Here is a 24,397-nt window from a genome sequence, read left to right on the forward strand (position 1 = left end):
TTAGCCGCACTGGAAAGGTATCCAAGGTTATGGAATCGTTGGCAATTTACAACGTCCTGTCATTGAAAGGATAATTGATCCGGTATAAATAAGGTGGGCGGAAGCCTTGTTTGGCTATCAATTTACCCGCAGCAAATCACTGTATCTCGTTGTATAACGTGGTGAAAGCATGTCTCGCTTCATCGCCCACGGCTGCTGTATCCCTTGCCCGGCAAAGTAGAGCGTTCCTATCCCCTTTTCAGCATTAAGAGTATCCAGTAGGTCCATCAATTTATCGCTGTTACGCCGCGGGGCGTTATTATCAAAAAGATTCAGCTGTGCAACGCCAGAGCTAAAAAAATCCCCCAGCATAACGCCCGCTTTTTGATAACGTAGCCCCTCTCGCCAAACGGCGTCCAGGCTGCGCGTGGCTGCTGTAATAATGTCCCGGCTATCCTGAGTTGGCGTCAGCAGTTTTATCGATGCGCTGTTACCGTAATAAGGTTCATTCAGGGCAAACGGACTGGTTTTGATAAACGTAGAGATAAACCGGCAGTACTGGTGTTCTCTGCGCAGCTTTTCCGCAGCACGTGAAGCATAGGTGCAAATGGCCTCTCTCATGGCGTTGTAATCCGTGAGTTTTTCACCAAACGATCTTGAGCAGATAATTTCCTGCTTATCCGGCGCAAACTCTTCCAGCGCCAGACAAGGCTCACCGCGCAATTCCCGGACGGTTCGCTCAAGCACGACGCTGAAATGTTTACGAATGAAGCGAATATCGGTATCCGCGAGGTCGAGAACCGTTTTAATGCCCATGACGTCCAGTTTCTTGCCGATACGGCGTCCGATGCCCCAGACTTCATCAACCGGGAGTGCTGCCATCAGCTTACGCTGGCGTTCAATATTTGAGAGATCCACGACTCCGCCCGTCTGTTCCTGCCACTTTTTGGCCGCATGGTTCGCCAGTTTGGCCAGGGTTTTGGTCTGAGCGATGCCGACCCCAACCGTGAGACGTGTTTTCTGCAAAATAGTTGCTCTGATTTCCTGACCAAAATCCGTAAGATCCCTGCAGTTTCGCACGCCCGTTAAATCACAAAAGGCTTCATCAATACTGTATATCTCCACGCGTGGCGATAACTCCTCCAGAATCGACATCACCCTGCTGCTCATATCCGCATACAGTTCGTAGTTCGAACTAAAACAGAACACGCCATAGCGCCTGAACAGATCTTTCTGTTTGAAGTACGGAGCGCCCATATTAACGCCAAGCGCCTTTGCCTCTACGCTGCTGGCAATAACGCAGCCATCGTTATTTGAAAGAACGACAACGGGCTTCCCTTTCAGATCAGGCCGGAATGCCGACTCACAGCTGGCATAAAACGCGTTAACATCCACCAGTGCAAACATCATCAGCCCGCTGCTTTAATGATAAATGTCACCACGCCAAATATATCCAGCGTGTCCTCGCTGCTAATCATGATCGGCGCGTAGGCGCTGTTCTCTGGCTTCAGCATCACAACCGGATGTAATTGCAGGCGTTTAACGGTGAATTCGCCCTCAACGGCGGCAATAACGATGTCTCCATGGGCAGGTTTTCTGGCGCTGTCGACAATCAGTAAATCACCCTCGCCGATCCCTGCTCCCCTCATAGAGTCGCCAGATGATTTAACAAAATAGGTTGCGCTGGGATGCCGTACCAGCAGGTCATTGAGGTCGATACGTTTCTCAACGTAGTCCTGCGCAGGAGATGGAAAACCGCAGGGCACAAGATCGCTAAATAACGGAAAGTGTTTAATTTCGCGGCGTTCCGCAGGCTGGAAAAACAACATAATAATCTGCCCCTCATTTACTGTATTTATATACAGTAGTTTTAATAAGAGCAGCAATCAAGTAGCGAGTGTGATGAACTGGACGTTGTTTAACCATCTTGTCGGTAAGTTTTTATGATGTCTGGAAAAATAATCGGCTAAAAAAATACCCCGCATTTGCGGGGCATTACATCAGGAGCGTTTTCGCGGCATCATGCGCAGCAGCGTATTGTCCTTCCAGAAATAGTGGTGCATCAGAGCCGCAGCGGCATGCAGAGCAATAACAAAATAGCCCAGATTTGCCAGCGTCACGTGCCAGGACTTCAGCATATCCACTACATCAAAATTGGCCTCTGCCGCATGCGGCATAACGATGCCGAATGCAATCCACGGGTTACCCCGGTTGTACATCATCACCAGTCCAATAATCGGCAGAACAATAAACAGCAGATAGATAACCAGATGCCCCAGATGCGCCATTCCGGTCATCATCGGCTTCGGTTTTGGCACAATCGGCGGTGCCGGATATTTTAGCCTGACCAGCAGACGCGCCACCATCAGCGTTAAAATAGTGATGCCACAGGATACGTGCACCATGTTAAATAAGGGACGATAGCTGCGCGGGAAAAATCCGCGAAACTCCATGGCGCTGTAGGCCACAATGACCAACAAAAAGACCAGCCAGTGAATGCCAATTTGCAGGCCAGAATACTTATTCCCCATAACACTTCCTGAATAAAAACAATAATGCGTCACCATAACGGGCTTTTGTTAAAAATTCATTAACTTTTGCTCACCCGGCTTATTCTTATGGATCGCCAGCAAAGTGTGAGAATTGCGCCGGGTGGCGTACTGGCTCACCCGGCGAAAACTTAGGACTGCAGATACACCACCTGCGTTTGCAGATATTCGTTCAGACCGTGTTTACCGTCAGCTCCGCCAATCCCGGACTTGCGCCAGCCAGCATGAAAGCCCTGCATCGCCTCGAAGTTTTCACGATTAATATAGGTTTCGCCAAACTTCAGCCCTTTAATCGCTTTCATCGCCGTATTCAGATTCTGCGTATAGATCGATGAGGTCAGACCGTAATCGCTGTCATTGGCCATCGTCAGCGCCTGTTCCAGCGTATCAAACGCTACCACCGGCAGCACCGGACCAAACGTCTCCTCGTGCATAATCGCCATCTCCTGGCGCACGTCTAACAGTAACGTCGGTGGATAGTAATACCCTTTGCCGGAAACGGTCTTACCGCCCAGCACCACTCTGGCGCCTTCCTGCACCGCTCGTGCAACTTTCTGCTCTACACGCTCCAGCGCAGCGGCGTTAATCAGCGGCCCCATTGCAATATCATTGCGCTCAGCCGGATTGCCAAACTGCACGGCTTTCATCGCCTCGCCCAGACGATTGACGAATTGGTCATAAATACCTTTCTGAACGTACACGCGCTCGGCACAGTTGCATACCTGTCCGGTGTTGATCACCCGCGAGTCAACAATTGCCTTTACGGCCAGTTCAAGATCGGCATCATCCATCACGATAGCCGGGGCCTTGCCGCCCAACTCCAGACAAACTTTGGTGATATTTTTAGCCGCCGCAGCCATAATTTTCTCACCCGCCCCGACGCTACCGGTCATGCTCACCATGGCCACCTTCGGGTTTGCGGCCAGCGCCTGACCGACCGTTTCACCACGTCCCAGTACCAGATTAAATACGCCGCGCGGCAAGCCAATATCATCAACAATTTTGGCAAAGGCGATGGCGTTATTCGGTGTAAATTCACTCGGCTTAATGACAATGGTATTACCCGTCAACAGTGCGGGAGCCAGTTTGCGGGCAATCAGGAAAAACGGAAAGTTCCACGGCAGAATGCCCGTAGTCACGCCCAAAGCGCGCTTAAACAGCAGAATATTCTCGCCCGGACGATCGCTTTGCAGGATCTCGCCTTCATAGCGACGCGCCCACTCCGCCATGTAATCGATATAATCGGCGGTAAACGAGACTTCGACCTCAGCCAGTTGCTGTATTTTTCCACCCTCCGCCACAATCAGCGCGCTGATTTCACTGGCTCGCTGGCGGATACCCGCAGAAATTTTGCGTAACCAGTTCGCCCGTTCAATGGCGGGCAGCGCTTCCCATTGCGGCTGAGCGCGCTGTGCAGCATCGATCGCTTTACACGCATCCTCGGCACGTCCATCGGGAATACGCGAGATCACCTCTTCCGTGGCTGGATTGACGACATCAATCCAGGCATCATCGTGCCAGGTCACAAACTGCCCATCGATATACATAGGATGTTGTACGGGTACTGACATGCGGCTCTCCTGTGATTGATTTGTTTTTAACAAGTAAAACTATTGTTAATTAATATCAATCATGCAGGTCGTATTATGGCTGGAGTGGCTGTTCTGTGAGCGGCTTCATAAAAGCGTCTGGCAAAGTGATGATGAAGGGAAAAAACAGGTGTGATTTTTGCCCGTTTGCCGCAAAACGCCGACAAACGGGCAGCAGGAATTACAGAGAGCGGCTCTCCAGTAAGTCAGTCAGCACGATGTCATTTTGCAACTGCTGCCAGGCTTGCTCAACGTTCTGAGGAATATCAACATGGGCGATAAAATCGCGGCCGCACGGCCCATAACCGGTGGCATCATCACGCAGGCGAGGAAGTTCACCGGTTATGAGAGACAGATAGCGATCCACTGACCACAAACCTTCTGCTGCTGGCACAAAATCCACGCCGTCTTGCTGTGGGGCCAGCTCAGGGATGAATCCAGGGAAACTCAACCAGCGCGGCGCATGCGGCTCATCGCGGGTTACGCGCTGAAAGGTTGCCATCGTGCGACGTTGCATAGTGGGATCCTGTACCACAATGACGGTATGAATACTTTCCGTCGCCTGATTCAATAATGCACAGCTAAAACGGGCATTCTCACCGCAGTTTGTTGACTGGTCTTCCACCCAAATCTTCTCACCTGGGATTTGCCAGAACTGATGTGCGATATCGGCAAGGATCGCCGCTTCCGCACGTCCGGTGGTACGAATGATGTTGTAACGAGGATGCTCTGCAATCGCGTCATACAGAAATCGTGTGGAGTGACCGATGCCACCGCTAATCAACAAGGGAACCTGTTGCTCTTTCGCGATCCGGCAGGCGGCGTCGATGGTCGGAATAACCGCGTTCCCTGCCAGAATCACGCAATCTGACTGAACGGTGATATTCCCCGTAAAATCATTCTGCGCCAACCATCGCCCTACGGTATTGATCGCCGCAAGCGTGGTTGCGGAAAGTGTCGGAAACTGGCTCATACTCATGACTCCTGATCTTAATACTTTATCGGGTTGCATACCGGGCGGTGACGTCACCTTACCCGGTATGCTGTCTGGTACCGATTTATCCCGAAATCTGCTCCATCGCCTGCAAAATACGTTTATCGGAAATCGGATACGGCGTACCAAGCTGCTGGGCAAAATAGCTGACGCGCAGCTCTTCTATCATCCAGCGGATCTCTTTGACATCGTCATCTTCACGGCGAGCGGGAGGCAGTTTATTGAACCACTGCTGCCAGGCTTGCTGCACGCTATCCACTTTCAGCATCTGCGCACGGTCACGATGCGGGTCGATAGCCAGTTTTTCCAGACGCTTTTCGATAGCCTGCAAATAACGCAGCGTATCGCCCAGACGCTTGAAACCATTGCCGGTAACAAATCCACGGTACACCAGCCCGCCCATCTGCGATTTGATATCCGCAAGCCCCAGCGCCATGGTCATATCCACGCGCCCTTTCAGACGTTTGTTGATATTAAACACCGCGGTCAGAATTTGTTCGACCTGCTTAGCAATATCCACCACCGTATCGTTCAGTTCAGCCCGCACTTTCTCATGCAGCGCCGCAAAGCCTTCTTCGGTCCACACCGGACCACCGTTGGCGTCGATCAGTTGATCCACACCACAGGATATACAGTCGTCAATCAAATCCAGCACTTTACCGTACGGGTTAAAATACAGCCCCAGCTTGGCTTTGTTGGGCAGTTTCTCATGCAAATATTTGATTGGTGAAGGAATATTCAGTAACAACAGGCGGCGTAAACCGCACCACATCGCCTGCTGTTGCTCCAGCGGGTTATCAAACAGTTTGATGGCAACGCTGTCACGCTCATCCACCAGCGCTGGCCAGGCTTTTACCTTATAGTTGCCGCGTTTTTGCTCGTAACTCTCCGGAAGCTGACCGAAGCTCCAGATGTGCAACCCGCTCTGTTCGATACCGTCATCCGCCACCGCAGACAATGTTTCCTGAACTTTACCCTTCAATGCGTCTTTCAGATCCTGCAGCGAACGTCCTTCCTGCAGCTTTTTGTTCTTATCATCCACTACCCGGAAGGTGATTTTTAGGTGATCGGGCACCTGATCCCAATGCCAGTCTTCACGGTCAACGGTCACGCCGGTCATGCGGCGCAGTTCACGCTCCAGCGAGTCGAGCAGCGGCAGTTCCAGCGGCGTGACGCGGCCTAAAAACGCTTCCGCATAGTTCGGCGCGGGCACAAAGTTGCGTCGTACCGGTTTCGGCAGAGACTTAATCAGGGCGATAACCAGTTCACGGCGCAGCCCCGGAATTTGCCATTCAAAACCGCTCTCTTCGATCTGATTGAGCAGCGGGAGCGGAATATGTACGGTCACACCGTCCGCATCGGCTCCGGGTTCGAACTGGTAACTTAACCGTAGTTTGAGATTGCCCTGATGCCAGAAGTTCGGGTAATCCAGCTTACTGATTTTTTCCGCACCCTCTTTGATGAGCATGCTCTTTTCAAAGTTGAGCAGATCCGGCGTTTCACGGCTGATCTTTTTCCACCAGCTGTCAAAGTGACGCGCGGAGACTACATCATGGCTGATGCGTTGGTCGTAAAACTCAAATAGCGTCTCATCATCAACCAGAATGTCGCGACGGCGCGATTTGTGCTCTAACTCTTCCACCTCTGCGCGTAACTTCAAATTGTCACGGAAAAACGCATGGCGCGTTTGCCAGTCGCCTTCCACCAGAGCATGGCGGATGAACAGTTCACGCGACAACGCGGGATCGATCTGGCTGTAGTTCACCTTACGAGCTGCAACAATCGGTAAACCGTAGACGGTAACCTTTTCTGTTGCCATCACTGCGCCCTGCGCACGTTCCCAGTGCGGTTCACTGTATGAACGTTTGATCAGATGCTGGGCAACCGGTTCGACCCACTCAGGATCGATGCGTGCAGCAATACGTCCCCACAGGCGGCTGGTTTCCACCAGCTCCGCTACCATCGTCCACTTCGGCGGTTTTTTAAATAGAGCAGAGCCTGGGAAGATCGAGAAGCGAGCGTTACGCGCCCCGGTAAATTCCTGTTTATCGGCATCTTTCATCCCGATATGTGACAGTAAACCGGTCAGCAACGCGACGTGGATCTCTCTGTATTCAGCGGGTTCGCTGTTAACAGGAATCCCTAACTCTTTCACCACCTGACGCAGTTGCGTGTAGATATCCTGCCATTCACGCACGCGCAGGTAGTTCAGAAAATCAAGTTTGCACTGACGACGGAACTGGTTTGACGACAGCGCTTTCTGCTGCTCGCCGAGATAGTTCCACAGATTCACAAATGCGAGGAAATCAGACTCTTTGTCGTGGAAACGGCGATGTTTCTCGTCGGAGGCCTGCTGCTTGTCCATCGGGCGCTCGCGCGGATCCTGAATAGACAGCGCCGAGGTGATAATCATCGCCTCACGTACGCAGCCATGTTTTTGCGCTTCCAGCACCATGCGCGCCAGGCGTGGATCCACCGGCAGTTGCGAGAGCTGACGGCCCAATGGCGTCAGTTTGTAAGCGGTTGCCTGTTCGTCGGTGGTTATCGCCCCCAGTTCTTCGAGCAGGCGTACACCGTCCTGAATGTTACGTTTATCCGGCGCTTCAACAAACGGAAACGCCGCGATATCGCCCAGCCCCAAGGCAGTCATCTGCAAAATAACTGACGCCAGGTTGGTACGCAGGATCTCCGGGTCGGTAAACTCCGGGCGCGACAGGAAATCGTCTTCGGAATACAGACGAATACAGATCCCCTCCGAAACACGACCGCAACGGCCTTTACGCTGGTTGGCAGAGGCCTGCGACACCGGTTCAATCGGCAAGCGCTGAACTTTGGTGCGGTAACTGTAACGGCTGATACGCGCAGTACCCGGATCAATCACATACTTGATCCCCGGAACGGTCAGCGAGGTTTCCGCCACGTTGGTCGCCAGCACGATACGGCGACCGCTGTGCGACTGGAACACACGGTTCTGCTCGCTGTTGGAAAGACGCGCATATAGCGGTAGCACTTCGGTATGGCGCAAATCCAGCTTATTCAGCGCATCGGCGGTATCGCGGATTTCGCGCTCGCCGCTCATGAAGATCAAAATGTCGCCCTGACTTTCACGGCCTAACTCATCTACGGCATCAAAAATTGCCTGCAATTGGTCACGCTCGGTGTCATCTGCGTCTTCAACAATTGGACGATAGCGAACTTCCACCGGATAGGTTCGACCAGAGACTTCGATAATCGGTGCATTATTGAAATGCTTTGAAAAACGCTCCGGATCGATGGTCGCCGAAGTGATGATAATTTTTAGATCCGGACGGCGCGGCAGGAGCTCTTTCAGATAACCGAGCAGAAAATCGATATTCAGGCTGCGCTCATGCGCTTCATCGATGATGATGGTGTCGTACTGCATCAGCAGCCGATCCTGCTGGATTTCCGCCAGCAGGATACCGTCCGTCATCAGCTTAACCATGGTGTTGTCGCTGACATGATCGCTAAAACGGACTTTATAACCGATACAACCGCCCGGCTCGGTTTGCAGCTCTTCTGCAATACGGTTCGCCACGGTACGCGCCGCCAGACGACGCGGCTGGGTATGGCCGATCAGCCCTTTTACCCCGCGCCCGAGCTCCATACAGATTTTGGGTAACTGAGTGGTTTTCCCTGACCCCGTTTCCCCGGCGACAATCACCACCTGGTTATCGCGGATCGCTTCCAGAATATCCTGTTTTTTCTGACTGACGGGCAGGTTTTCCGGGTAGCTGATGACCGGACGCGCGGCTTCACGCAGCACAACTTTACCTGCAGCGTGATCAATCTCTTTTGCCATCTCCTGGTAAATGGCCTGTTGTGCATCAGGATTTTTAACCTTCTTCACGCCCTGCAGGCGGCGGGCAAAACGCTGTCTGTCACGCAGCATCAGTGAATCCAGCTGTTGCTGCAACATGTTGAAGGTTAATTTTTGTTGTTCTGTCATAGCGTTAAAAGGCAGTGCTCTGCCGGGTTAAATCTCTTTTAGATGATAGGTATAGAGTACCACATCAGCGCTTTTCATGTGTTGTTCAATAATTTCGAACATAGGATTCGATATATTGCGCTATCACTGCGACAGGATTGTGAATAAAGTGTCAACAAGCAACGGGGCACTCCCCCTTCAAACACATAAAAGGAAACACCCATGAGCAAGGTATTAGTTCTTAAATCCAGTATTCTGGCAGGGTACTCTCAGTCTGGTCAGTTGTCTGATTATTTTGTTGAACAGTGGCGTGAAAAGCACTCCGCTGATGAAATCACCGTCCGTGACCTGGCTGCAAATCCTGTTCCGGTACTGGATGGCGAACTGGTGGGTGCGCTGCGCCCGAGCGATGCACCGCTGACACCGCGTCAGCAGGAAGCGCTGGCGTTGTCCGATGAGCTGATTGCTGAGCTGAAAGCGCATGATGTGATTGTTATCGCCGCGCCGATGTATAACTTCAACATCCCAACCCAGCTGAAAAACTATTTCGATCTGATTGCCCGTGCAGGTGTGACTTTCCGTTATACCGAGAAAGGTCCGGAAGGTCTGGTGACGGGTAAACGCGCAGTCGTGTTGACCAGCCGTGGTGGTATCCATAAAGATACGCCGACCGACCTGATCACGCCGTATCTGAACGTATTCCTGGGCTTTATCGGCATCACCGACGTGAACGTCGTCTTTGCTGAAGGCATTGCGTACGGCCCGGAAGTGGCGTCCAAAGCGCAGTCCGATGCGAAAGCCGCTATCGACAGCGTCGTCGCTGCCTGATAATTCCCCCTCTCACCATCCGGTGGGAGGGTTTCTCCAGCATTTACTTCTTTACCTGCACCTGTTTGCCGTGAATGCGGTTAATATCACGCCAGATGGTTGCATAATCTCTGCACTTCGCCAGATTCTCTTCCCAGCAATGCAGCAAAAATTGTTCTGGCTCGGCAACATCCCGGCTTAACAGCTTGAATATCCAACGATTCCAGACATACCACTTGAAAAGCCACATGATTTCACTCCGCAACGCGACCGGTGTTGAACTATATCAGCCTCAGTTTGATGCCGTGTGGCAACTATTGCGATGTCGATGAATAAGTCAGCGTCGTGCCTCTCTGGTTGTGTGCAGAGAAGATTTATTATTTTCTCAACCACTTACCATTGATGCCCTGGACGTACTCCCCTGGTTTAGCCCGAGCGACCAGCTTTTGTCCGGCCATTTTCGCCACTTCATCTGGAGGAATGTTATTGCTCTCAGCCAGTTGCTGATAGCTGGCGCTGCGTGCTTTATTAATCTCACTCACCAGCGCCTGCGTTTCGGCGTCGGTTTGCAATGCCACCAGATAACCATTAAGCGTTTCGCCCACCCGCCCCTGGGATCTGGCTTCATTCAAGGTCAATGCCCACCCATTGCCACTGAATAAACTCAATGCCACCAGGATCACTGCAAGCTGTTTTTTCATCGTGACCTCAGAACAAATCGCTGCGCGATTTTAATAAGCTCTCAACGTCTTTATCGACTTTGATATGGATCTCATGCTCGATCTTGACGTTCATATTAATAGTGATCGGCTCTTTAGGCGCAGCCACTTCGATTCTGGGTGTGCACCCGATCAGCAGAGATGAAGCCAGCAGACCCAGCATGGCAGCTATCGTTTTCATTGTTGTTCCTCACATTCCTTGCCTTCCGGGCAATGGGATTCCGGCAGCGCTGCATTTTGTTCAAGCCATGCCTGTAAATTGTCGCCAAAACGCAAACTACGCCATAGCGTAAAGACGTTTTCCTCATGGGTGTAATTCAAATTAACCGTCCCCACTTTGCCATCCACCCGGCTATTGCCAGTTACGGTTGCCTGCATGGTTAAGACACCGAGATTATCCAAATTTATTTTCGTCCAGGAATGGCTTATTTCCATATAACGCAGCCAGTTAATGGCCGCACCAGCTGCCATATTATCTTTGACGACGGCATCCGCCGTGTCTTTATCAATACGCAGCGTCATAGGCCCCGGGTTGGTCAGCCAGCCGTCTTTAATGATCCACTTTTCGTTATCCAGCCATAACGGCAACGCACCGCTGACCGGGCCAGACATGGCGAATTGCTTGGGATTAACCGCGCTGATAAGCTCGCTGGAAGAGATATTTTGCACCCGTAATAATGCCGGATCGTGCTGCGGCATCCGCAGTTGTTGCATGATGACTTTGCCCCCCAGCAGTTCGGCGCTGACATCGCTTAACAGTAACGGATTGTCTTCACTCCAGGGATACGCCCCCTGTAGATCGGCGGCGATATTTTTCACCGTCACCTGATTCACCACTTCCGCAATACGCAGTGAAATAGGTCCACGCGTACCCAGTTGCCATGCGCCTTCACTAAACCGGAAAGGCAACACAAAATCGACGCCATTAATTTGGTTATCGGGCATCCAGGCGCTACCGCCTTTTAATACCCCATGGCCGCCCGCTTCAAAGCCCTGTTCCGGGGCAGCCGAAAACGCAACCTGCGCATACAGTTCACCTTCACGTAGCTTCATTTTCCAGTCTGGTGGGATGAGCGGTTGGAATACGGTGAGCGATTGTTTTGGCCACCAGGCCTGTCCGCGCAGGCGGATCCCGTCCCAACGTCCATTTACCTGTACTGGACCTATCGCGCCCGCGTGAAGCTGGCCTTTAAACTGGAAAATCGTCGGGTCGGTACCTTCCACGCTGAACTTCAGGGTTGACGGTGGTAACACGCTCCCCCCGGTAAAGGTGGTGTTCCCTGCGTCCAGCGACAGCGCGCCGCTAAACGTCGGCTTGTTGGCATCCCGTACCCAGACGATCGGCTCGTCCATCACCAGGCGTGGGGTTTCCACCTTCATGGTGCCGTATTGCAGGTGGTCAAATCCGGTGGAGAGATCAAAAAGCTTCAGGGTGTTGTCATGCCATTCGCCCTTACCCGCCACGTCCCAACGCGCATGCATTGGCGTAAAGCTGCCTTTGCCCCAGTACCGCCACTGCCAGCGACCCGCGTCAGGGAGAAAATCATTTGCCAGACCATCCAGATGCAATTCAAAACCGCCCATCTGGTTTTCATGCGCGCGCAATATAGCCTGCAGACGGCCATCTACGCCGCGCTGTGTTACTTTTACGCCCGCCAGCGGCCAGCGAATTTCGTCAATATCCAGCGAGTCAATCACCCGTCCACGCGAACGCAGCAGCGCTCCTGGCTCGAAAGCCAGCTGCGGGTCGTTCAGGCTTCCGGTGAGTCTGGCGGGTAATTTGGCGTAGAAGATCAGGTCACCCTGTTTCGCCTCGCCTATCAACTGTAACGGCATGTCGCTACTATCCACACCCAGCTTACCCGGCCCCAGCGTTAATACGGCGTTTCCTTTACCTGCATCGCCTTGGGTCAGTATGTTCAGACGCCCGCTCACCACCGCATTTTCCAGCCCGGCCTGCCAGTTTTCAACTTTCATGCCCAACCGCCCGCTGAGCGGGAATCCCTGATAAGGCCAGTTCCAGCGACCGTCGCTGATGGTTAATTGCTGACGGGTTATTTCCCACGGAAGATCGAGCAACGGATCGGCATTATCCCGCGCCATGACGATCAGTTGTCCGCTGTTTTCTTGCCACTCCAGTTCGGCGTCCACCAGTGAGGGCTCCTGCGGCAAGCTCAGAGTAGCAACCGCATGACCGCTCACCGGTAGTCCATCAGGAACCAGTGGCATGGTAAATTCACCGACCAGTTTTACCGGCGGTTGCCCTTCAAACGCGGCTATATCCAGCTCATTTACCGTGAGATTTTGCCCGTGCAGACGCCCCTGGAATTTCACTTTTTCACCCTGGTAGCGCAGCTGCTGGGTCGATGGCGTTAGCGAGAGAGACAGTTTTCCCTGCCACTCCTGCCAGGGGGAGAGAATAACTTTGTCGATGTTAATCCAGGTATTGGGCAGCATCGATTGCCATTCAGCCAGCGTTTTGGGCGCTGCCGGAGACGCTTCTGTCTGCGGTAATTTAGCCAGGCAAGCGGAATCCAGCTCAATAGTCCCGACATTGAGCAACCAGCGGCTGGGATGGGAAAGATCGGCCTGAGTAATGCGCGCTAGCGGGCAATCATCGACCAGATAGCGGAGTTCCGGGATATGCAGCCCATGCCGTGTCAGCCGTGGGCTCTCATCCAGCGCGATGCGCGTGCCAACAGGTAACCAGACGCCCACCAGCGTAGGAACCCACAGGCCAAGCGTCATGACCAACGTCAGCGGCACGAGAATCAATAATAAGAGAAGTGCCAGAGCGGCTTTATATTTACCCTTCATGGGTAGTTAATATCCTGATTTAGCGAAAATTTAAGCCGGTTTAGGCCAGTATTGTGGCATGTTTAACAGGATATGCCCACATTAAGAATAAATTCCCATGAAGTATATGCACTATTTACCAATCAACGAGAATTAATAAAATAATAATAAATTCAATAAGATAGTGCGTTATTTTATATGGCACGCTGTTACACGTGCCGTCGGGAATATAAAGAACTCAGACTCAATGAGGCCTCAGTTCTCCATCGCTATGTTTAGGTCCTAAACGACCAGCTTCTATCAGAATTTCCTCAATGAGCTCTTCGAGGCACTCCCTACCATGATGATCGCAGACCAGATGTACCTGCCGGGAAATCTCCTCAGGTTTCATACCATCACATAATGCCGCCTTAAGCATTAAGGTGGCCCATCGCTTTGCTTCAGAGTGAGTTAACATGACCCCTCCCGATATTTGCTACCTGTATAAGCGTAGCTGTCTGGATGTGATTCGGCTGGCTTTTTACCTGCATCGATTACGGGTATTGAGTTGGACGGAAAAATATCCAGTTGTTGAAATTGAGTAACCTGCCCACACTAACAACAGATGCGCTGAAATTATTCATTACGCCTATGACTATCAATAACTTTTTAGATTTTGTAAAATAATTTGAATTGGATTAATGTGACGTCAAAATCACTGGAGAAAGTCTTATGAAACTCGCCATCTATAGTACAAAACAGTACGACAAGAAGTATCTGCAGCAGGTTAACGAGGCTTTTGGTTTTGAACTTGAATTCTTTGACTTTCTGCTGACGGAGAAAACAGCCAAAACAGCCCATGGCTGTGAAGCCGTCTGTATCTTCGTCAACGACGATGGCAGCCGCCCGGTTCTGGAAGAGCTGAAAAAGCATGGCGTGAAATATATTGCGCTGCGTTGCGCCGGCTTCAATAACGTCGATCTCGACGCGGCAAAAGAACTCGGCCTGCAGGTCGTCCGTGTGCCAGCCTATTCACCGGAAGCCGTCGCTGAACATGCGATTGGCATGATGATGACGTTGAATCGCCGTATTCACCGCGCCTATCAGCGTACTCGTGATGCCAACTTCTCTCTTGAGGGGCTGACCGGCTTTACCATGTATGGCAAAACGGCTGGGGTGATCGGTACCGGTAAGATTGGGATTGCGGCACTGCGGATCCTGAAAGGTTTTGGGATGCGCCTGCTGGCGTTTGATCCCTACCCAAGCGCTGCCGCACTGGAGTTAGGCGTTGAATATGTCGATCTTAAAACGCTGTTCGCGGAGTCCGATGTCATCTCCCTGCACTGTCCGTTAACGCCGGAGAATTATCACCTGCTCAATCACGAAGCCTTTGAGCAAATGAAAAATGGCGTGATGGTTATTAACACCAGCCGCGGGGCATTGATCGATTCACAAGCCGCTATCGATGCGCTGAAAAACCAGAAAATTGGTTCTCTGGGTATGGACGTGTATGAAAACGAACGCGACCTGTTCTTTGAAGATAAATCCAATGACGTGATTCAGGATGATGTGTTCCGCCGCCTGTCGGCCTGTCATAACGTGCTGTTCACCGGTCACCAGGCGTTCCTGACGGCCGAAGCATTGACCAGCATTTCTGAGACCACGCTGCAAAATCTGGCACAGCTCTCTAAAGGCGAAACCTGTCCAAACGCCCTCTTCTAATCCCTGTGCTCCCCTGGATTCAGGGGGGCATTTTCAGATAATCACCGATGCTAAAATCTTCAGTATCATTATTATATTGAATGTATTCCCGTCACAAACGTAGAGAAATTGAATGAAAAAAGTTGTCACGTTGATTGCGCTCAGCATGCTGATGGCTGGCTGTGTGAGCAATGGAAAAGTTTCCGTCAATCGCGAACAGTTGCAGCATCACCGCTTCGTTTTGCAGAGCGTGAATGGTAAAGCCGTCACCGTCGCTAATAACCCACCCGAATTGAGTTTTGGCGAAAACATGACGGTATCGGGAAAGATGTGTAATCAATTCCACGGTCAGGGCAAACTGTCCGACGGCGAGTTGAAGGTTAAAGATATGGCGATGACCCGCATGATGTGCGCCGATCCGCAGCTTAACGCGCTCGACGGGATCGTCAGCGACATGTTTAAGCAAGGCGCACAGGTCGATCTGACTGCTGACCAGTTAACACTGGCGACAGCAGAACAAACGCTGACGTATAAACTCGCGGATTTAATGTAGGAAACGCGGTGGCTTAATAGTTGCCACAGCTTCCGGCGGCAAGCGACTGCTCACTACAGCGTTTGCCGTTGGGTAACGCACACATTCCGATAGCTGAACCATCCAGCTGACGGGCAACGGAGAGCGAACCACCAATCATGGCGCAATTAGCTTCTCCAGAACTGGACATTGCGGCCTTCATCCCCGGTGCGACATGCGCGGCGGTTGCCTGCTGAACAGGTTCACTACTACAAGCCGATAATAATAACGCGGCACATCCTACCCAAAACGCTGCGCGCATCTTACTCCCCTCTGAATATTAACCAAACGACACAGCCATAAATAATAGGCAGCGGAAACACCGCCGTCGAGAGGCAATATGCGCATTTATGCGCACTGTTTACATTTTCTGGCAATTTTTTGGCTGCTCCTTTGATCAAACCATTCATTCTGTTTATTCGGGGGACACAAAAGCGAAAATCTGTCTTTAGCGCTTTTGCTAAACTAAAAGGATAACTACAGGATTCGCCGCTGTTACGCGTGTCCCTTTTTTTGCGCAATGTAAGGGTGTCAGTATGATCACAATTGACGGTAATGGTGCGGTTGCTTCGGTCGCATTTCGTACCAGCGAGGTTATCGCCATCTACCCGATTACGCCCAGTTCGACGATGGCTGAACAGGCGGATGCCTGGGCCGGGAACGGGCTTAAAAACGTGTGGGGGGATACCCCTCGTGTCGTAGAAATGCAGTCGGAAGGCGGTGCGATAGCGACCGTTCACGGCGCGTTGCAGACCGGTGCGCTCTCTACGTCGTTTACTTCATCGCAGGGCCTGTTGCTGATGATCCCGACGCTGTACAAACTGGCCGGTCAGTTGACTCCGTTTGTGCTGCACGTTGCGGCGCGTACGATTGCCACTCACGCATTATCCATCTTTGGCGATCATTCCGACGTGATGGCGGTGCGCCAGACGGGATGCGCAATGCTGTGCGCCAGCAGCGTTCAGGAAGCACAAGACTTTGCGCTAATTTCGCAAATGGCCACCCTGAAAAGCCGGGTCCCGTTTATTCATTTCTTTGATGGTTTCCGCACATCGCATGAAATCAATAAAATAGTGCCGCTGGCCGATGACACAATCCTCGGGCTGATGCCGCAGGCAGAAATTGATGCTCACCGCGCGCGCGCGCTCAACCCGGAGCATCCGGTTATTCGCGGTACGTCTGCGAACCCGGACACCTACTTCCAGTCACGCGAAGCAACAAACCCGTGGTACAACGCGGTTTACGATCACGTAGAACAGGCGATGAACGATTTCGCTGCTGCGACGGGCCGTCAGTACCAGCCATTTGAATACTACGGTCACCCGCAGGCAGAACGCGTCATTATTTTGATGGGCTCGGCGATTGGAACCAGTGAAGAAGTCGTCGAAGAGCTGCTGGCACGCGGCGAGAAAGTTGGCGTTCTGAAAGTGCGTCTGTTCCGCCCATTCTCTGCCAAACATTTACTGCGCGCCCTGCCGGAAACGGTACGGAGCATCGCCGTCCTGGATCGCACCAAAGAGCCCGGCGCGCAAGCTGAACCGTTGTATCTGGATGTAATGACCGCGCTGGCGGAAGCCTTTAACTGCGGCGAACGAGAAACGCTGCCGCGCGTGATTGGCGGGCGTTATGGACTTTCTTCTAAAGAGTTTGGCCCGGACTGCGTCATGGCGGTCTTTAATGAGCTGAATAGCGTGAAGCCGAAATCTCGCTTTACGGTCGGTATCTATGATGATGTCACCAACCTGTCGCTACCGTTACCGGAAAACACCCTGCCCGGTACCGCGAAGCTCGAGGCACTGTTTTACGGGCTGGGCAGTGACGGTAGCGTGTCGGCCACCAAAAACAACATCAAGATTATCGGTAACTCTACGCCGTGGTATGCGCAGGGTTATTTCGTCTATGACTCGAAAAAAGCAGGCGGTCTGACGGTTTCTCACCTGCGCGTTAGTGAACAACCTATTCGCTCAGCGTATCTGGTGTCGCAAGCCGATTTTGTTGGTTGTCACCAGTTGCAATTTATCGATAAGTATCAGATGGCCGAGCGCCTGAAACCTGGCGGTATATTCCTGCTTAATACCCCGTACAGTGTGGATGAAGTCTGGACACGTCTGCCGCAGGAAGTTCAGGCTGTTCTGAATCAGAAGAAAGCGCGTTTCTACGTGATTAATGCGGCCAAAATCGCCCGCGAGTGCGGTCTGGCTGCACGTATTAACACCGTTATGCAGATGGCGTTCTTCCATCTGACGCAAATCTTACCAGGCGACAGCGCTCTGGCTGAATTGCAGGGTGCGATTGCGAAAAGCTATAGCAGTAAAGGGCAGGATCTGGTTGAACGTAACTGGCAGGCGCTGGCCCTGGCGCGTGAATCCGTCGCCGAAGTGGCGCTTCAGCCGGTTGACTCACATAGCGCTAATCGCCCACCGGTGGTTTCTGATGCCGCACCTGATTTCGTGAAAACCGTCACCGCGGCAATGCTCGCCGGTCTGGGCGATGCCCTCCCCGTTTCAGCGCTGCCGCCAGACGGCACCTGGCCGATGGGCACCACGCGTTGGGAAAAACGCAATATCGCTGAAGAGATCCCCATCTGGAAAGAAGAGCTGTGTACCCAGTGTAACCACTGCGTAGCCGCTTGCCCGCACTCGGCTATCCGCGCCAAAGTGGTTTCACCAGAAGCGATGGAAAATGCCCCTGCCAGCCTGCATTCTCTGGATGTGAAATCACGCGATATGCGCGGTCAGAAATATGTCCTGCAGGTTGCGCCAGAGGATTGCACCGGGTGTAATCTGTGCGTTGAAGTATGCCCGGCGAAAGATCGCCAGAACCCGGAGATCAAGGCCATCAATATGATGTCGCGCCTTGAGCACGTGGAAGAAGAAAAAGTTAACTATGACTACTTCCTCAATCTGCCGGAAATCGATCGCACTAAACTGGAACGCATTGATATTCGTACCTCGCAGTTGATAACACCGCTGTTTGAGTACTCTGGGGCCTGCTCTGGCTGTGGTGAAACGCCGTATATCAAATTGCTTACGCAGTTGTACGGCGACCGTATGCTGATAGCCAATGCGACCGGCTGTTCATCAATTTATGGCGGTAACCTGCCCTCAACGCCTTATACCACCGACGCCAATGGTCGCGGGCCTGCGTGGGCAAACTCCCTGTTTGAGGATAACGCCGAGTTTGGGCTGGGCTTCCGCCTGACGGTGGATCAGCACCGTGTACGCGTCATGCGTTTAGTGGAACAGTTTGCTGATAACATTCCGGCTGAACTGAATGACGCCCTGCACGCTGAAGCTACGCCAGAGGTGCGCCGTGAGCAAGTTGCAGCACTGCGCCAGCACCTGAAAGATGTCGACGGCGCACAGCAGTTGTTAACCGATGCCGATGCGCTGGTCGAGAAATCTATCTGGCTGATTGGCGGTGATGGCTGGGCTTACGATATTGGTTTTGGGGGACTGGATCACGTCCTGAGCCTGACCGAGAACGTCAATATTCTGGTACTGGATACTCAGTGTTACTCCAATACAGGTGGACAAGCGTCGAAAGCTACACCGCTCGGGGCCGTCACTAAATTTGGTGAGCATGGCAAGCGCAAAGCTCGCAAAGATCTTGGCGTCAGTATGATGATGTACGGGCACGTGTATGTTGCACAAATCTCTCTGGGCGCGCAGTTGAACCAGACGGTGAAAGCTATCCAGGAAGCGGAGGCCTATCCAGGTCCGTCGCTGATTATCGCGTATAGCCCATGTGAAGAGCATGGTTACGATCTCGCACTAAGCCATGATCAGATGCGTCAGCTCACGGCAACCGGGTTCTGGCCGCTGTACCGCTTTGATCCACGTCGAGCAGATGAAGGTAAGCTGCCGCTGGCTCTGGACTCTCGGCCACCGTCAGACGCCCTGGCCGAAACATTGCTTAACGAGCAGCGCTTCCGTCGCCTGAATGCCCAACAGCCAGAAGTCGCAGAACAGCTCTGGAAAGACGCCGCAGCCGATCTGCAAAAACGCTACGACTTCCTTGCGCAGTTGGCTGGAAAAGCGGAAAAGAGCGGTACCGAGTAATGCGTTTATCTCAGTATTAACCTGGAACCCAAAAAAAAGCCCGAACAGTTGTTCGGGCTTGTCAATTTATTCGCTGGCTAATTAATAATAGCTATCAATACGTCAACGAAAAATAAAACGTGACAATAAAGGCATATAACAGGCGCAGAATAGCCCAACACACTTCACTTGTATAATTTTTATTTTATATATTTACCATCCATACATTCACCACAATTATCATCATTTCCGTAGAATTATTTCTTTAAGGTTTTACTTAAGGCGTAACAATTCATATTTATCCCTTTACGGAACTTCTCCTTTAGCATGCTTTTACTCCCTACATGGGTAGTCACAGGTTAATAAAAAAACTAAAGGATTATTTCAATGAACAGAAAAGTACTGGCTCTCGTAATTCCTGCCCTGCTGGCTGCAGGCGCTGCTCACGCTGCTGAAGTTTATAATAAAGACGGCAACAAATTAGATCTCTATGGCAAAGTAGACGGCCTGCATTATTTCTCTGATGACGCTAACAGTGATGGCGATCAGACTTATATGCGTATGGGCTTCAAAGGCGAAACTCAGGTTAACGATATGATCACCGGTTACGGCCAGTGGGAATATCAGGTTCAGGCTAACGGCACCGAAGGTGATAAAGGCGACTCCTGGACTCGTCTGGCATTCGCAGGTATTAAAGTCGGCGACTACGGCTCATTCGACTACGGCCGTAACTACGGCGTAATGTACGACGTTGAAGGCTGGACCGATATGCTGCCGGAATTCGGTGGCGACTCTTACACCAAAGCAGACAACTTCATGACCGGTCGTGCGAACGGCGTGGCGACCTACCGTAATACCGACTTCTTTGGTCTGGTTGACGGTCTGAACGTGGCGTTGCAGTACCAGGGCGCGAACGAAAATCAGTCACCAGAGCAGGAAGGCACCAATAACGGTGGCGACGATCGTAACATGAAGAACTCTAACGGTGACGGCTTCGGTATCTCCTCGACCTACGATTTGGGTATGGGTGTAAGCTTCGGTGCAGCATACACCTCTTCTGACCGTACTAACGAGCAGGTTAACGATTCTACCGCGGGCGGTGATAAAGCTGACGCGTGGACAGTCGGTCTGAAATACGACGCGAACAACATCTATCTGGCAACCATGTACTCCGAAACCCGCAACATGACCCCTTATGGTGGCTCAAACGGTAGTGATAATACGATTGCCAACAAAACTCAGAACTTTGAAGTGACTGCGCAATACCAGTTCGACTTCGGTCTGCGTCCGGAAGTTTCTTTCCTGATGTCTAAAGGTAAGGATCTGGGTGTAAACGGATCTGATGGCGACCAGGATCTGGTGAAATATGCATCCGTTGGCGCTACTTACTACTTCAACAAAAACTTCTCCACCTACGTTGATTACAAAATCAACCTGCTGGATGAAGATAAAAACTTCTACAGCCAAAACGACATCTCTACCGATGACGTAGTAGCACTGGGTATGGTTTACCAGTTCTAATCCGTCAGCCCGCTGGCAACAGCGGGCTCTCTTTATGTTCTAACAATTCTGTTTTATCCAGATCAAAACATTATATCTGTTGCGCTAAAATACATCTTTGATAGATGATATCTTGCATTAAGACCTGTAGTAGAGGATACCTGCAATGAATCATCATCCTGTAAAATCATCCCGTATTGCATCCGTCGGCTATGACGAATCCTCCCGCACGCTAGAAATTCGCTTTCACCAGTTGTCTACTCTGCAATATCAGCATGTCCCTGCTCGTATTTTTCGTGATTTCCTGAGCGTCGTTTCTAAAGGTCGATTTTACGATGGAGTAATAAAAGGAAAGTTTCCTGAAATAAAAATAAAGTGATGCCAAAATGTGATCTTTGTCATTGTACATAAAGTGCCATTACGCGGTAAGCTTTGGGTGGATACTTAAACAGGAGGTTTTATGAACAGAACGATTCTTGTACCCATCGATATTTCAGACTCAGAATTAACTCAACGTGTTATTGCCCATGTTGAAGCAGAGGCAAAAATTGACGATGCACAGGTTCATTTTTTGACCGTAATTCCGTCACTGCCCTATTATGCTTCCCTGGGATTGGCCTACTCGGCAGAGTTACCGGCCATGGAAGATCTGAAAGCCGAAGCAAAATCTCAACTGGAAGAGATTATCAAGAAGTTCAATATCCCAACGGACAGAGTGCACGTTCATGTCACAGAAGGTGCGCCAAAAGATAAGATTCTGGAGATGGCCAAAAAATTACCGGCTGATATGGTCATTATTGCCTCACATCGACCTGACATCACCACCTACCTGCTGGGGTCTAACGCCGCAGCCGTGGTGCGTCATGCGGAGTGTTCGGTACTGGTAGTCCGCTAAGCTGTCTGGCCCGCACATCGCTGCGGGCTTTTTGTTTCTACCTGTTATACCCCACGATTCCTGTCCTAAATGTGCTGACATTTTTCCCGCTTATCCGTACCATACACGCCACAGTTTTTATATCAGACTTCTTTTGCCGGACTATCCGGCGTGATGCATACTCTTCTGATGCCACACTATGAATTGAGCCTCTATTAAATGTCGCAAAATCAAGATATTAGCAAGAAAGAGCAATACAACCTGAACATGAAGGATTAAAAAACGTAGCTAATTGATAAGACTATTTTTTATCGAATAATCAAAAAGATAAGCGTGTAAATAGACCCGTTTTAGTTCCATACTTTTTTTGAGATCCCGGCCAAATAATGGTGTTGTCGATATTCCTCCGGTGTCATATTGTTCAGTGATTCATGCGGGCGTTCACAGTTATATTCTGATTACCATTTCTCCGTGATTTCCCGCACTTCATTCAGCGTTCTGAACAGATAAAAATCGAGTATTTCTGTACGGTATGTCCGGTTAAAACGCTCAATAAAAGCGTTCTGCGTCGGCTTACCCGGCTGAATAAACTCCAGTTTTACGGCATGTTTCTCTGCTCATTCAGCCAGTGCCAGAGAGATAAATTCCAGACCATTATCCATGCGCAGCATGACCGGATAGCCGCGATTTGCGGCTATCCAGTCGAGCTCGCGGACCACTTGCAGAGCTGGCAGATTCAGATCGATTTCAATCGACAATGCCTCACGGTTAAAGTCATCAACAACATTGAATGTGCGAAAACGATGGCCACAGACCAGAGCATCATGCATAGAATCGACAGACCAGCTCTGGTTCAGCGCTTCAGGCGTGGCCAGTGGCGAGGGATTACGCACCGGCAACCGTTGTTTGCTCTTACGGCGAAAATTCAGCTCCAGCAGAAAGTAAATATGTGATTCCACGGGTATCCCTGCCGCCGCAGAACCTGGAAAAGTTTCGGAAAACCGTATCGTGGGTATCGCTCTGCCACTTCCTGCAACGCGACAATAACGGGTTCGTCACGCGTGGTATCTGGGCGGTAATGGTAAACCGTTCTGCTCAGGTTCAGACTCCGGCAGGCCTGACGGATACTGAGTCCAAACGTCGTTATCAGATGAGTGACCAGCTCACGCTTAAAGGCTGGTTTTAAAGCTTTTTTTCGATAACGTCTTTCAGCGCCCGGTTCTCATCCTCAAGATCCTTGATTTTTTAATATCAGAAGCCTCCATACCGCCGTATCTGGACTTTCAGTTGTAGTAGGTGGCTTCAGAGATACCGGTCTCCCGGCAGACATCCTTAACAGTTCGTCCGGCTTCAACCGACTTAATCACGGCGATGATCAGATGCTCAGTAAAACGGGCTTTACGCATAGCGATCTCCTTTGTTGGCAGATTGATTATGCCGGAGGATCTCTAAATGTGAATGGCACGATTATGCGGGAGACTTACAGGCAGACGCGTATTTGAATAAAAACCCCGTCAGCGCGGGGAGTGGATTGCTACTTTGTTTTTCTGCAAATCCCACAGATTGGATTTAACGACCAGACTAGAAAGTTGATGGTTAACTATGGGGTTTACGGAAAGCAGATATGAAAAAGCCCCGGCGAATACCAGGGCCTATATTAATTTAATCAAGTTAAAGATAGTATTATCTAATTTTCACAACAGTAAGCGTTATATTACCTAACGCACCAGAGTCAACGTTACCGCCTTCAACTTGTACAACATATTTATTAGAGGCACTTGTATATTCTTTCTTATTGGTCTTTTTCCCCCAAGGGCAATCCCAATAAAAGCGGCCAATTTTTTCAGGGCCATTATACATAACGAAACTGCCCTCAGTGCCAACAGCAGCATCTGAACGCCCACATGCGCAGATCGTGGCCTCATCGGCAGTCGAAGAGCTGGTAATCACCATTGCATTTATTCTATCTGGTGATAACTCCTGATCTTTATTTCCTAGTTTATAAAATTTTCCACTATCGTGTGATGCGTTTCTAATGGATACGGATTGTCCTTCAGCGACAACTATTTTAATTTCTGCCCATTGAGCGTAAGCCATAATTCATCCTTAATTTTCATTGGAATATAAAATAATTTATCGTTACTCGACTGTATCGACGAATAATTAGTACCATTTAGATGGTGTTAAATTTGTGACAAATCACTCAATTCCAGACTTAACCAAAAATATCTGCCAGCAATTTATACATATATTGGCAAAAAGCAACCTGTAAATTTTGAACATAAAACAACCACATTTATTGATTTCAAAAATATAACAATAGATTCAATTAATATTGTGAATAACTATATCA

19 protein-coding genes and 1 pseudogene are annotated in these 24,397 nt (G+C 50.8%); 7 read left to right on the forward strand and 13 right to left on the reverse strand.

The window, feature by feature from the left end:
* Positions 1–117: 117 nt before the first annotated feature.
* The 6 genes from OGV75_RS16880 to hrpA all read right to left on the reverse strand — a co-directional run bounded on the left by OGV75_RS16880 (position 118) and on the right by hrpA (position 9,078).
* A complete protein-coding gene (locus tag OGV75_RS16880) occupies positions 118–1,386 on the reverse strand; it encodes a Y-family DNA polymerase (protein ID WP_286481019.1) in 1,269 nt (422 codons plus the stop codon).
* Between the two features lie 2 nt (positions 1,387–1,388).
* Entirely contained in the window at positions 1,389–1,808 is a 420-nt protein-coding gene (locus tag OGV75_RS16885) for a translesion error-prone DNA polymerase V autoproteolytic subunit (RefSeq protein WP_016153176.1), read from the reverse strand.
* A gap of 171 nt (positions 1,809–1,979) precedes the next feature.
* Positions 1,980–2,510, reverse strand: a complete 531-nt coding sequence (gene cybB, locus OGV75_RS16890) for a cytochrome b561 (RefSeq protein ID WP_019076843.1) — start codon at positions 2,508–2,510, stop codon at positions 1,980–1,982.
* 149 nt (positions 2,511–2,659) lie between these two features.
* The gene (gene aldA, locus OGV75_RS16895; protein ID WP_286480935.1) at positions 2,660–4,099 is read right to left on the reverse strand and encodes an aldehyde dehydrogenase; all 1,440 of its coding nucleotides are present in this window, start codon (positions 4,097–4,099) and stop codon (positions 2,660–2,662) included.
* 199 nt (positions 4,100–4,298) lie between these two features.
* A complete protein-coding gene (locus tag OGV75_RS16900; RefSeq protein WP_016156603.1) occupies positions 4,299–5,090 on the reverse strand; it encodes a YdcF family protein in 792 nt (263 codons plus the stop codon).
* An 85-nt stretch (positions 5,091–5,175) separates the two neighbouring features.
* Entirely contained in the window at positions 5,176–9,078 is a 3,903-nt protein-coding gene (hrpA, locus tag OGV75_RS16905) for an ATP-dependent RNA helicase HrpA (RefSeq protein WP_286480936.1), read from the reverse strand.
* A 201-nt stretch (positions 9,079–9,279) separates the two neighbouring features.
* On the opposite strand from hrpA, the gene azoR reads away from it, so the two are divergent.
* Positions 9,280–9,885, forward strand: coding sequence for an FMN-dependent NADH-azoreductase (azoR, locus tag OGV75_RS16910; RefSeq protein ID WP_006684422.1), 606 nt, complete (start codon positions 9,280–9,282; stop codon positions 9,883–9,885).
* 43 nt (positions 9,886–9,928) lie between these two features.
* Here azoR and OGV75_RS16915 read toward each other — a convergent pair whose 3' ends face one another.
* From OGV75_RS16915 to OGV75_RS16930, 4 genes are all read right to left on the reverse strand, one after another.
* Positions 9,929–10,114 (reverse strand): hypothetical protein, encoded by a 186-nt coding sequence (locus tag OGV75_RS16915; RefSeq protein WP_016153181.1) that lies wholly within the window; start codon positions 10,112–10,114, stop codon positions 9,929–9,931.
* Between the two features lie 127 nt (positions 10,115–10,241).
* On the reverse strand, positions 10,242–10,565 hold the full coding sequence (locus tag OGV75_RS16920) for a YdbL family probable chaperone protein (RefSeq protein WP_016156611.1): 324 nt from the start codon (positions 10,563–10,565) through the stop codon (positions 10,242–10,244).
* A 7-nt stretch (positions 10,566–10,572) separates the two neighbouring features.
* Positions 10,573–10,764 (reverse strand): YnbE family lipoprotein, encoded by a 192-nt coding sequence (locus OGV75_RS16925; protein WP_016156612.1) that lies wholly within the window; start codon positions 10,762–10,764, stop codon positions 10,573–10,575.
* Complete coding sequence (locus OGV75_RS16930; RefSeq protein ID WP_101700494.1) at positions 10,761–13,400, reverse strand: YdbH family protein; 2,640 nt, start codon at positions 13,398–13,400, stop codon at positions 10,761–10,763. Before OGV75_RS16930 ends, OGV75_RS16925 begins: the two co-directional genes overlap by 4 nt.
* Positions 13,401–14,090: 690 nt before the next feature.
* Here OGV75_RS16930 and ldhA point away from each other — a divergent pair.
* Entirely contained in the window at positions 14,091–15,080 is a 990-nt protein-coding gene (ldhA, locus tag OGV75_RS16935; protein ID WP_286480938.1) for a D-lactate dehydrogenase, read from the forward strand.
* Between the two features lie 112 nt (positions 15,081–15,192).
* Complete coding sequence (gene hslJ, locus OGV75_RS16940; RefSeq protein ID WP_016153186.1) at positions 15,193–15,612, forward strand: heat shock protein HslJ; 420 nt, start codon at positions 15,193–15,195, stop codon at positions 15,610–15,612.
* Positions 15,613–15,625: 13 nt separating this feature from the next.
* Here the strand turns inward: hslJ and OGV75_RS16945 are convergent, their stop codons facing one another.
* Positions 15,626–15,892, reverse strand: coding sequence for a putative hemolysin (locus OGV75_RS16945; RefSeq protein ID WP_003020360.1), 267 nt, complete (start codon positions 15,890–15,892; stop codon positions 15,626–15,628).
* Between the two features lie 274 nt (positions 15,893–16,166).
* Here OGV75_RS16945 and nifJ point away from each other — a divergent pair, with 274 nt between their 5' ends.
* The 4 genes from nifJ (at position 16,167) to uspF (ending at position 22,065) form a co-directional block, all read left to right on the forward strand.
* Complete coding sequence (gene nifJ, locus OGV75_RS16950; protein ID WP_286480940.1) at positions 16,167–19,691, forward strand: pyruvate:ferredoxin (flavodoxin) oxidoreductase; 3,525 nt, start codon at positions 16,167–16,169, stop codon at positions 19,689–19,691.
* A gap of 366 nt (positions 19,692–20,057) precedes the next feature.
* The gene (gene ompC, locus OGV75_RS16955; RefSeq protein ID WP_016156616.1) at positions 20,058–21,191 is read left to right on the forward strand and encodes a porin OmpC; all 1,134 of its coding nucleotides are present in this window, start codon (positions 20,058–20,060) and stop codon (positions 21,189–21,191) included.
* A gap of 145 nt (positions 21,192–21,336) precedes the next feature.
* Complete coding sequence (locus tag OGV75_RS16960) at positions 21,337–21,549, forward strand: KTSC domain-containing protein (RefSeq protein ID WP_016153189.1); 213 nt, start codon at positions 21,337–21,339, stop codon at positions 21,547–21,549.
* 81 nt (positions 21,550–21,630) lie between these two features.
* Positions 21,631–22,065 carry a universal stress protein UspF gene (uspF, locus tag OGV75_RS16965; RefSeq protein WP_016153190.1) on the forward strand — a complete coding sequence of 145 codons (435 nt, stop codon included), beginning with the start codon at positions 21,631–21,633 and terminating at the stop codon, positions 22,063–22,065.
* A gap of 329 nt (positions 22,066–22,394) precedes the next feature.
* On the opposite strand, the pseudogene OGV75_RS16970 reads toward uspF, so the two are convergent.
* Together OGV75_RS16970 and OGV75_RS16975 are read right to left on the reverse strand one after the other, a co-directional pair.
* Positions 22,395–23,450: pseudogene (locus tag OGV75_RS16970) on the reverse strand (IS3 family transposase).
* 277 nt (positions 23,451–23,727) lie between these two features.
* Positions 23,728–24,141, reverse strand: coding sequence for an aegerolysin family protein (locus tag OGV75_RS16975; protein ID WP_065554835.1), 414 nt, complete (start codon positions 24,139–24,141; stop codon positions 23,728–23,730).
* Between the last annotated feature and the right edge of the window lie 256 nt (positions 24,142–24,397).

The sequence above is a fragment of the Citrobacter sp. Cb028 genome (assembly GCF_030336705.1).
Lineage (GTDB): Bacteria > Pseudomonadota > Gammaproteobacteria > Enterobacterales > Enterobacteriaceae > Citrobacter > Citrobacter braakii.